The following is an 11249-nucleotide window of genomic DNA, read 5'->3' on the forward strand; positions in this document are numbered from 1 at the left end:
CCTTGACCGATCTGACGCCCGAGTCATTCGCGAGCGCCGTGCTCGATTGGTACGCCGCGTTCGGCCGCAAGGATCTGCCCTGGCAGCGCGAACCCACGCCCTACCGGGTCTGGGTCTCAGAGATCATGCTGCAACAGACCCAGGTCGCCGTCGTCATCCCCTATTTCGAGCGTTTCATGGAACGCTTCCCAGACATCGGCGCGCTCGCCGACGCACCGGTCGATGCCGTACTCGCGCTCTGGTCCGGCCTCGGCTACTACGCCCGAGCGCGCAACCTGCATAAAGCCGCTCAGCACATCCGCGACCGACATCAGGGGCGATTCCCCACGGATATCGATCAGGTCGTCGATCTGCCCGGCATCGGCCGCTCGACCGCAGGCGCCATCCTCTCGCTCTCACTGGGACAGCGCCATCCGATCCTGGATGGCAACGTCAAGCGCGTCCTGGCCCGCTGCTACGGTATCGAAGGCTGGCCCGGCCGCAGCCAGGTCCTCGGCACACTCTGGACGCTCGCCGAGCGTTGCACCCCGGACAACGACGCAGGACCCTACAACCAGGGGATGATGGATCTGGGCGCCACACTCTGCACCCGCGCCCGGCCCGAGTGCGAGCGCTGCCCAGTCGCCAGGCATTGCATCGCCAAGGCACAGAACCGCCAGCGTGAGCTCCCCGCACCGCGTCCCGCCAAGGACATCCCCGAGCGCACCACCCAAATGCTGATCGCTATGAACCCGGCCGGAGAGATCCTGCTCGAACGCCGCCCACCGACCGGCATCTGGGGCGGGCTCTGGAGTCTGCCGGAAATCCCTGAAAACGCGGACCCCAACGATTGGAGCCTGACCCGGCTCGGCCGACGCCCCGCTCAGCTTGAAATGCGACCGTCCTGCCGTCACACCTTCAGTCATTACCGGCTCGACATCCAGGTCAGACTGATCCGGCTCGCGGAGCCCATCGACCGTATCGCGGAAGACAATGGCTCATGCTGGACCACCCCGAGCGAGGCCCAACGCCTCGGTCTCCCCGCACCGATCAAACGGATCCTGGACGAACTGAGCGCCTAACCCCATCGATCACAGAAGGATCGGCCACAGGAGCTGTCATGACCCACACCGTCCACTGCATCAAGCTCGACCAGGAAGCGGAAGGACTCGACCGACCGCCCTACCCCGGCGAACTGGGAAAACGCATCTTCGAACAGGTCTCCAAACAGGCCTGGCAGGAATGGCTGCGTCACCAGACCATGCTCATCAACGAGAACCGCCTCAGCCCCATGGACCCCAAGGCGCGTCAATTTCTCGAAACCCAGATGGAAAACTACTTCTTCGGCGACGGCGCCGAAGCCCCGTCCGGATACACCCCGCCGGCCGCCTGACCGACCAACCTCAAAAAAAGACGGGACATACCCTTGACGAAAGGCTAATCTGCTGCTTAAATAGACAGCTCATCCGGTACGGAACGCCGGGTAAGAATACCTAAGCCTAGGTAGCTCAGTTGGTAGAGCAGCGGATTGAAAATCCGCGTGTCGGTGGTTCGATTCCGCCCCTGGGCACCAACTATCAAGCATTTAGACGCGCCTCTGAGCGCGTCTTTTTGCGTCTGGACGCCTGATTCGCATCCTGCGGTGGTACCTCTATTGGTACCTGCCGGTACCCTTCCCAATCCGTGCCTTTATGATGGTGTGCAGTCGTTCACCGGGGTTCGGCACCGCAGCATTAACGTCAGGCCTGACTTTACCCGGCCGGCACGCACAAAAGACACCGCACCAACGCCATGCTTTCGGTGGAGGCATAGCTGAGAAACAAGCAGCTGGGAGATGACACATGAGCGATTGGGAGGCTCAGGTTGAGCACGTCTGCGCGCAGTCCTGGAAGGCACTTATGGCCGAGCGGCGGTTCTTTCCCTTCTACCCGCTGAAAGGCATTGGCGCAGCCCTTCCTCGAACAGCCGAGTCACCGACCTTCGATCAGTTGCGGCAGAGGCTCGGCGCAAACGCAGCGCTCGAAGCTTGGTCCCGATACCCAGACGTCCAAGCCATCGACCAATTATTCACCGAGGCATCGGGAGACACCGCGTCCCCGATCTCCTTGTACGAAGCGGCGCTGATGATCGGACGAAGGCTATTGGACACGCCCTCCGCCTTGAACGGTCGCGCGGCCGAGTTCTTCGCGACACAGATTCGACGCAAGGCCATCGACCCCCGTCATCCGCGCACCCTGATTCGCTACAGCGACCATCCACCCGAAAGCGAGATCCCGGACCTGACCTGGCGGTTGTTCCCCCAAGAGCTGCAGGACTTCGCGATCGCGCAATGGGGGCGTACGCTCTACCGCGCTTCGGAGCTGGGGGGCCTTCGCGGCACGCCAGAGCAACGCGAGAAGCCACTCGATCCGCGCGAGCGCAAGACCCTGCTGCGCCTCATCGCCGCGCTGTGCGACCTGGCCCAGCTCGATCTGGAGCAGCCCTACAAGAGCGCCGAGGTCATCCGCGTCAAGCTCGAAACGCTGGGGATCACGCTCAAAACGGATACCATCGCGGAGAAGCTCAAGGCTCTGCCGGAAGTGATCCCGCCCCCTCCAACGCCCACGACCAATGCCCCCTCGACGCCCCTATAGGGATCGTCAACCGTCCCTATAGGGACACAGCCCTCCCCCGCCACTCTAGGCTACCTCCCGCGCATCGCGCATTCCTGACGCGACGCTCACGACTTCATGCGATAGAGGTAACCTGATGACGACCCATTCTAATCCCGCCCGCCATGACTGGCGCTCGATTGCCGCCCTTGCCGAAATCGTCAATGCCGGCGCCAAGAAGACCACCCTCAGCGAGCATGCCCTGCGCCATTACGTCCGGCATGCCAACACCAATGGGCTCGGCCCGCATGTCCGCAAGCTCGGACGCAAGATCCTCATCTCGGAATCCGGTTTCTACGACTGGCTGAGTCGGGCGCCCAGCGATGATTGACCCCTGGTGAGTACCGGTGCGCCGACCTGGCTTGTTTCCCTCAGCCGGCGCGCATTGGCCTCCCACAAGGATCGTCACACAGCCCGCGACTGTTCCACACCGGATCGCTGCTTCCAGCGACTGCGGTCACGGACGGGCACCGACCAACCATCCATGCCGACCCGGTCCAGCAAGCTCTGGGTGGGGTGAGCAGGAGCCAGTCTCATGGGGCATGACAGTCCACCCAGTCCATCGGGCTCATCCCAGCCCATCACCAATGCCGCCTTCCTCAAGGCTGTCTTCCCAGAACTCCGCCCCGAGGAATACCTCTGGTGCGCCAGCTTCAAGACCGATCCCAATCGGGCCAGGGCCGCCCAATGGAACGGTTACCCGGCACGGGTCCCGGTACTCGATCACCCGAGCCGCAACACCTATTTCTGCGTCGCGGCACTCAAACCTACAGCCAAGGGTCAGCAACATCGCCGAAAGGAGACCTTCTCCCGATTGTTCGTAGTCGTGCTCGACGATGCCGAGCCAGTCGCCGGGATCACACCAACCTGGGTCCTCGAGACCTCGGCACCCGACGGACAGCCCAAGCTCCAGGTGGGCTATCGCCTGCATGAACCCTTGGAGGATCTGGCGAGCGCGCAGCGCCTGCACCAGGCGTTGGCGGAGGCCGGAAACCTCAGAGCCGATCGCAACGGCAACAATCCGGTGCGCTATGTCCGTCTGCCAGTCGGCTGCAACACGAAATACCGACCTCCCCACCCGCACCGCCTGCAACGGTTCGAGCCCGATGTCAGCATCAGCTTGGACAGACTGATCCAGGCGCTCGGACTGAGCCGCACCTGGATTCTCGATGGCGAGTCCTCCGGATGTCAGCCAAACACGGCGACCTGGATCCAACAGGCCTGCAAACTGGCTTGGGACGCGGCGCGACGGACCCTGGATGATCCAGCCCGGGGTCGCCATGCCGAGCTGTTCCGACTCGGCGCCTACGCCGCGCGCGATGGATTACCGCTCGAGGCATTGGACGTCCTGCTTGATGAGTTCGCTCGGCGCATGCGCCCGACGAATACCCAAGGTGAGGTGGCCCCCATCAACATCGTCGCCGAGCGACGCACGCTTCAGGATGGGTTCGAGCGCGGACGGCGTGATCGGAGCCAAGACCTTCAACGTCGAGAGGCTCCGACGGTCGCCAGTCGCGAGGCGAAGCCGTCCGACACTGCCCGGAGCCTACCCCCCAACGCCTGGGGCTCAGCACCCTTGAACGTCTTGGGAGAGGTCAGTCTCATCAATGCCGCGCGCATCCCGATCGCGCCCATCCGCTGGTTGTGGCCCGGCTGGCTCGCAGCGGGCAAGATCCACGTGCTCGCCGGCGCGCCCGGAACAGGCAAGACGACGGTCGCCATGGCGCTGGCCGCCACCCTGAGCCTGGGCGGACGCTGGCCTGATGGCGAGCGTGCCCCTGCGGGAAACGTCATGATCTGGTCGGGCGAGGACGACCCTAAGGACACCCTGGTGCCGCGCCTGGTGGCGGCCGGCGCCAACCTCAGCCGCATCGATCTCATTACCGGCTATGTCGATACGCAAGGCACGCGCACCTTCGATCCGGCTCGCGATACGCTCGCCCTTGATGAGCACATCGCCACCCTGGACACACCCCCGGCCCTGCTGATCCTGGACCCGATCGTCTCGGCCGTGGGCGGAGACTCGCACAAGAATGCCGAGGTCCGGCGGGGACTGCAGCCCTTGGTCGATCTGGCGATGCTACGCGGCTGTGCAGTGATGGGGATCTCGCATTTCAGCAAGGGTTCGGCCGGTCGTGAGCCTGTGGAGCGCGTCACCGGCTCCCTCGCCTTCGGAGCCTTGGCCCGGATCGTCCTGGTCACGGCGCGCCAGACTGAGAGCGAGGGCGGTGGACGGCTGATCGCCCGCGGAAAATCCAATATCGGCCCCGACACCGGCGGATTTGCTTATGACCTTGAGGTTTGTGATGTCAATGGGGGGATCGAGACGACGCGAGTCCTCTGGGGCCAGATCCTGGAAGGCAGCGCCCGCGATCTGCTCGGCCGCTCGGAGCTGACCGAACTGCCCGAGGAGCAGACGGCCACCCGCGAAGCCATGGATTGGCTCGCTGACTACCTTCGCCCCGGACCAGCCAAGGCGAAGGACGTGCAGCGGGAGGCGCGCGAGGCCGGAATCAGCGAGAAGGCGCTCCGCAGCGCGAGGGAACGACTGGGCGTCAAACCCACGAAAAGTGGATTCTCGCAGGGATGGCGCTGGGAGCTGCACCGCGAAGATGCCCAAGATGCCCTTGTCAGTGGGCAAGTTGCCCACCCGCCTGAGGAGGGCATCTTCGCGGATGGAGGGCATCTTCGGGCAAAGGATAGGAGCGCTCACGGACATTAGGGCGACGCATAAAACACGAATCGCGCCCGATTCGAAACGCGCTTCACCCCAGCGCGGACGACGAGATCATTTGAGGAGACCGCTGCGTTCCTCGGCGATCTCACCCAGTACGGCTAGACCTCTTCCGGGTGGGTTAACACGTTATCGTATCTCCTAAGAGCCGCGTGAACGAGCGGCTGCGGGCCTACAAGCCGGCGCTGCTCGCCCACGCGTCACGTCGACATCAACCAGCAAGTTCCGGACAGCGTGGCTTTGGCCGTCGGAGTCCGCAGTCGAAAGGACAAAGGCCACTCGCCCCTTCCCACGAGTTCCGTATACTGCCCCCGGAATTACGGCGACTCGTCACCGTCTGGTCCAGATTCTCTTTCAAGTGGTACGGCGAGCTGCTGCACAACCATCAGTTGCTCGTGCGGCCTGGTTCAGCGTTCGCGTCGCCGCAGCCAACGCCTCGGTCGCCATCGTGCTTGGCACGCTCGCCGCCAATGCACTGGTCAGACAAGGCCGCATCCGGGCGCGCGCCGGATGCGAGCTGCTCCTGGCCGCCCCCCTGGTGATACCAGACGTCATCATCGGACTCTCGTTATTGCTGCTGTTCGTCGCCATGCAGCACACCATCGGCTGGCCCGACGGCGCGGATTCACCACCATCACCTTCAGCACCGTCTATGTCGCAGTCGTCGTACGCTCGCGACCCGCCCAGATTGACCGATCCCTAGCCGTTGCGACCACGGTGGCGCGCGTGCTGGTCGAGGAGTCCGGGTTTGTTTCAATCCTTGTTCTATTGGATTAGCCGTTGCGGCGTCGACCACGCCCAGCATCCGCTGCTGATCCAGACGTTTCAATCCTTGTTCTATTGGATTAGCCGTTGCGGCCTATCCCCAAGCGCGGCGCCAAGGTGGTGAAATTCGGGTTTCAATCCTTGTTCTATTGGATTAGCCGTTGCGGCGCCACCGAGAGGTGGCCGCCATGACCGTCGAACTCATGTTTCAATCCTTGTTCTATTGGATTAGCCGTTGCGGCAAGACCAAGGAGACGTCTGATGATCCGGATTGAGAAGTTTCAATCCTTGTTCTATTGGATTAGCCGTTGCGGCGCATCACCCTCGCCGACCTCGCCCGCACCGATACCCTTTCAATCCTTGTTCTATTGGATTAGCCGTTGCGGCCCGGCCGCAGGGCGCGTGGAGCGGCATCGCGCTGTTGTTTCAATCCTTGTTCTATTGGATTAGCCGTTGCGGCTAGATGAGATGCGCCGGAAAGATCCTGAGCGCTTTGAGTTTCAATCTTTTTTCTATTGGATTAGCCGTTGCGGCATGCAAGTAGACACTGATGACTTCGGTTACAGGTTGTTTCAATCCTTGTTCTATTGGATTAGCCGTTGCGGCCTCGCTGGCGAACTGCACCGCTCAGGAGCATCGCGCAGGTTTCAATCCTTGTTCTATTGGATTAGCCGTTGCGGCTTCAGCGCCCTTGAGTTCCACGCCTTCGCTGTCGCGTTTCAATCCTTGTTCTATTGGATTAGCCGTTGCGGCCTACTGCTGCGGCCTCGGGTCGGTCGGGGTGCTGGTGTTTCAATCCTTGTTCTATTGGATTAGCCGTTGCGGCTTATACGTCTCACTCTACGTGCAACTTAGAATCATTGTTTCAATCCTTGTTCTATTGGATTAGCCGTTGCGGCCCGAATCCAAGCCAGCCTCGCACGCCAGGCTGAGAAGTTTCAATCCTTGTTCTATTGGATTAGCCGTTGCGGCATCACCGAGTACGGCGGCACCAATCCCTACATTCCGTTTCAATCCTTGTTCTATTGGATTAGCCGTTGCGGCTCGAGTGAATTGATGGTTCCGCCAACATTTATCCGGGTTTCAATCCTTGTTCTATTGGATTAGCCGTTGCGGCGCACCACCGAGGGTCCGGGCGGCATCCGCACGTTGGCGTTTCAATCCTTGTTCTATTGGATTAGCCGTTGCGGCCTTGCCGGCTGGGTCACCCCTGCTGCGAGAGATCAGTTTCAATCCTTGTTCTATTGGATTAGCCGTTGCGGCTCCTTTGTATGTCACGCAGTGCGGAGAGACCGGCGAGTTTCAATCCTTGTTCTATTGGATTAGCCGTTGCGGCGCATCAGATAAACCCAGCGGGGTGAGTGCATTATAGTTTCAATCCTTGTTCTATTGGATTAGCCGTTGCGGCAGGAGGTGATTGCCGGTCGCCAGTTCCAAATACTGGTTTCAATCCTTGTTCTATTGGATTAGCCGTTGCGGCGATCTGAAAAGCATGAACTGGATCGCGACCGAGGTCGGTTTCAATCCTTGTTCTATTGGATTAGCCGTTGCGGCCGTTTCCATTCCAGGGGTGCATTATTGCCAATTGAGTGTTTCAATCCTTGTTCTATTGGATTAGCCGTTGCGGCTCAGCACAGCAATCAAGTCGTCAGATTGAGCCTTATTGTTTCAATCCTTGTTCTATTGGATTAGCCGTTGCGGCCCACCGCCACGTTCACTGGAACTGTTGTTGAAGTCTAGTTTCAATCCTTGTTCTATTGGATTAGCCGTTGCGGCAAACCCCCTAGTTCTCACCAGGGGGTTTTGTTTTGTGTTTCAATCCTTGTTCTATTGGATTAGCCGTTGCGGCGCACTGATCGCCGCGTTGTGGCGGCGCGAACAACGTGTTTCAATCCTTGTTCTATTGGATTAGCCGTTGCGGCGCTATCTCCAGTCGTCAGGAGCTGACTGCCGTGCTGTTTCAATCCTTGTTCTATTGGATTAGCCGTTGCGGCGCCACCTTTCACTCGCCGGTCCCGGCGAAGATGTCGGTTTCAATCCTTGTTCTATTGGATTAGCCGTTGCGGCTACCGGGGCATCGGCGGCCGTGCTGACTCATCGATGTTTCAATCCTTGTTCTATTGGATTAGCCGTTGCGGCCAACCCCTATGCCCGGTGCGCCACGGAAGGCTGGTTTCAATCCTTGTTCTATTGGATTAGCCGTTGCGGCATGGTTAATCTGGCATGGGGGACCGCCCCCATTTTTGTTTCAATCCTTGTTCTATTGGATTAGCCGTTGCGGCTTGATGGAGCAGTACAACACGGCACGGGGGGAGTGGGTAGTTTCAATCCTTGTTCTATTGGATTAGCCGTTGCGGCCAGAGCCGAATAGGAATCGGTAAACGTCTGTCTTATTTGTTTCAATCCTTGTTCTATTGGATTAGCCGTTGCGGCGTACGACGGCACGCCGGACAGCGTCGAGACGATTGTGTTTCAATCCTTGTTCTATTGGATTAGCCGTTGCGGCCTGAGCGCGGACACACCACACCGCGGGCCGAAGTACGTTTCAATCCTTGTTCTATTGGATTAGCCGTTGCGGCCCGCCCATGCGGCTTTTGCGATGGCCCCGATATCGCGTTTCAATCCTTGTTCTATTGGATTAGCCGTTGCGGCGCTCTATCGCCCGGACGTTCGGGATTTCGCGGCCATGTTTCAATCCTTGTTCTATTGGATTAGCCGTTGCGGCGGGGTTTCGTTTCTGAAACCGTCGACCTCCTTATGGAGTTTCAATCCTTGTTCTATTGGATTAGCCGTTGCGGCAGAGACCACCGAGGTGGTCGAGGTGGCCTGGAACAGGTTTCAATCCTTGTTCTATTGGATTAGCCGTTGCGGCTGAACGCCGTTCAATTTAACGCCACGGTTGCCGAGCGTTTCAATCCTTGTTCTATTGGATTAGCCGTTGCGGCTCTCGAAGACCTGGAAAGCCGGTGGGAAGGTTTCGGGTTTCAATCCTTGTTCTATTGGATTAGCCGTTGCGGCCTCCAGCGCCAGACATGGGCCTGTCGGATCTCGGCGGTTTCAATCCTTGTTCTATTGGATTAGCCGTTGCGGCCGCCCTGCGCGACGCCGCGCGACTGCGGGAGCAGCGGTTTCAATCCTTGTTCTATTGGATTAGCCGTTGCGGCACGACGTTTGCGCGTCGGTGCCTCTTTTTCGGGACCGTGTTTCAATCCTTGTTCTATTGGATTAGCCGTTGCGGCGGTGCTGTTGAAAGGGGATGCGATCTGCGCTTTCGAGTTTCAATCCTTGTTCTATTGGATTAGCCGTTGCGGCACTGAGTTGGCAGTACAACAGTATGCTTTACCGAATGTTTCAATCCTTGTTCTATTGGATTAGCCGTTGCGGCCCGGACCGAACGGCGCACCACCCGGCTCGAATACAGGTTTCAATCCTTGTTCTATTGGATTAGCCGTTGCGGCCCTAGCGGGGATGGGCTCCATCTCCGGTGGGTTTCCACGTTTCAATCCTTGTTCTATTGGATTAGCCGTTGCGGCCCTTCTCGCTTGAACTCGACGAAACCATGCTGGGCGTGTTTCAATCCTTGTTCTATTGGATTAGCCGTTGCGGCGTGCGGCAGCGCTGGGAACGGCATGGCTACGTTCGGGTTTCAATCCTTGTTCTATTGGATTAGCCGTTGCGGCGCAGAGCCACGGGGTTGAAGTCCTGACGTGCTGGAGGTTTCAATCCTTGTTCTATTGGATTAGCCGTTGCGGCAAGCCCCGATGTGCCGTGTGGGCTGGAATGGGGATGGGGTTTCAATCCTTGTTCTATTGGATTAGCCGTTGCGGCGCGCGCGCCTCAGGGTCACTGCGTCATGTAGCTGGCGTTTCAATCCTTGTTCTATTGGATTAGCCGTTGCGGCTTCCCCCTCGCCGGCGCGGCGTGGAGCTATGGCTCGTTTCAATCCTTGTTCTATTGGATTAGCCGTTGCGGCGCGCCTGGTCTATCTGCCGCAGGATCCGCCCACCATGTTTCAATCCTTGTTCTATTGGATTAGCCGTTGCGGCGTAAGGCGGGTTGCGTCGATCAGGAACTCATGCCAGCGTTTCAATCCTTGTTCTATTGGATTAGCCGTTGCGGCCAGGTGGGGACCGATGCCTTCGTGGGCGTGCCCCTCCGGTTTCAATCCTTGTTCTATTGGATTAGCCGTTGCGGCCGGTACCATGGCGAGCGGATCGACATCGATGGGCCGTGTTTCAATCCTTGTTCTATTGGATTAGCCGTTGCGGCCTCGCTGGGCTGCATCGCGTCCCGGCCGAGGAGCAGGGTTTCAATCCTTGTTCTATTGGATTAGCCGTTGCGGCAAGCAATGGATGCCTGCAAAGCCGTTATTACCGAGGTTTCAATCCTTGTTCTATTGGATTAGCCGTTGCGGCCTATCCTGAAACAGAACTGTTTGGGCAGCTTGGGATCGTTTCAATCCTTGTTCTATTGGATTAGCCGTTGCGGCATCTCCATTGGCCGGGTGTCTGTCCCCCGATGGAAGTTTCAATCCTTGTTCTATTGGATTAGCCGTTGCGGCCGTGTTTTCATGACTCAGTTATAGTTGTTGCTCCATGTTTCAATCCTTGTTCTATTGGATTAGCCGTTGCGGCAAGCAATGGATGCCTGCAAAGCCGTTATTACCGAGGTTTCAATCCTTGTTCTATTGGATTAGCCGTTGCGGCCTATCCTGAAACAGAACTGTTTGAGCAGCTTGGGATCGTTTCAATCCTTGTTCTATTGGATTAGCCGTTGCGGCGCATAATGGTGTCGCCCAGGTACTCGCGCAGATCGGGTTTCAATCCTTGTTCTATTGGATTAGCCGTTGCGGCGCGCGCGGCTCAGGGTCACTGCGTCATGTAGCTGGCGTTTCAATCCTTGTTCTATTGGATTAGCCGTTGCGGCTTCCCCCTCGCCGGCGCGGCGTGGAGCTATGGCTCGTTTCAATCCTTGTTCTATTGGATTAGCCGTTGCGGCTCTACGATCTTGAGGAAGCCTGTGAGCACGGGTACCAGGTTTCAATCCTTGTTCTATTGGATTAGCCGTTGCGGCAAGGACTGACCTCGGCCCGCCACTCGGCGGGCTTTTGTTTCAATCCT

At 58.9% G+C, this 11249-nt stretch carries 6 protein-coding genes, 1 tRNA gene and 1 CRISPR repeat array (1 of these 8 cut by a window edge); all 7 genes read left to right on the forward strand.

Annotated features, from left to right (window positions below):
* The first annotated feature begins 2 nt into the window (after window positions 1-2).
* The 7 genes from mutY to THIDRDRAFT_RS27285 all read left to right on the forward strand — a co-directional run bounded on the left by mutY (window position 3) and on the right by THIDRDRAFT_RS27285 (window position 6067).
* Complete coding sequence (mutY, locus tag THIDRDRAFT_RS05480; RefSeq protein WP_007039812.1) at window positions 3-1061, forward strand: A/G-specific adenine glycosylase; 1059 nt, start codon at window positions 3-5, stop codon at window positions 1059-1061.
* A gap of 38 nt (window positions 1062-1099) precedes the next feature.
* A complete protein-coding gene (locus THIDRDRAFT_RS05485) occupies window positions 1100-1372 on the forward strand; it encodes an oxidative damage protection protein (protein ID WP_007039813.1) in 273 nt (90 codons plus the stop codon).
* 104 nt (window positions 1373-1476) lie between these two features.
* Window positions 1477-1552: transfer RNA gene (locus THIDRDRAFT_RS05490), tRNA-Phe, on the forward strand.
* A 268-nt stretch (window positions 1553-1820) separates the two neighbouring features.
* Entirely contained in the window at window positions 1821-2612 is a 792-nt protein-coding gene (locus THIDRDRAFT_RS05495) for a hypothetical protein (protein ID WP_007039814.1), read from the forward strand.
* Window positions 2613-2727: 115 nt separating this feature from the next.
* Entirely contained in the window at window positions 2728-2961 is a 234-nt protein-coding gene (locus THIDRDRAFT_RS05500; protein ID WP_007039815.1) for a hypothetical protein, read from the forward strand.
* A gap of 204 nt (window positions 2962-3165) precedes the next feature.
* On the forward strand, window positions 3166-5352 hold the full coding sequence (locus THIDRDRAFT_RS23600; protein WP_007039816.1) for an ATP-binding protein: 2187 nt from the start codon (window positions 3166-3168) through the stop codon (window positions 5350-5352).
* 370 nt (window positions 5353-5722) lie between these two features.
* Entirely contained in the window at window positions 5723-6067 is a 345-nt protein-coding gene (locus tag THIDRDRAFT_RS27285; protein WP_425358427.1) for an ABC transporter permease, read from the forward strand.
* Between the two features lie 47 nt (window positions 6068-6114).
* Window positions 6115-11249: a CRISPR direct-repeat array (repeat unit 37 nt; unit sequence GTTTCAATCCTTGTTCTATTGGATTAGCCGTTGCGGC) (it continues 1130 nt past the right edge of the window).

It is taken from the genome of Thiorhodococcus drewsii AZ1, assembly GCF_000224065.1.
Lineage (GTDB): Bacteria > Pseudomonadota > Gammaproteobacteria > Chromatiales > Chromatiaceae > Imhoffiella > Imhoffiella drewsii.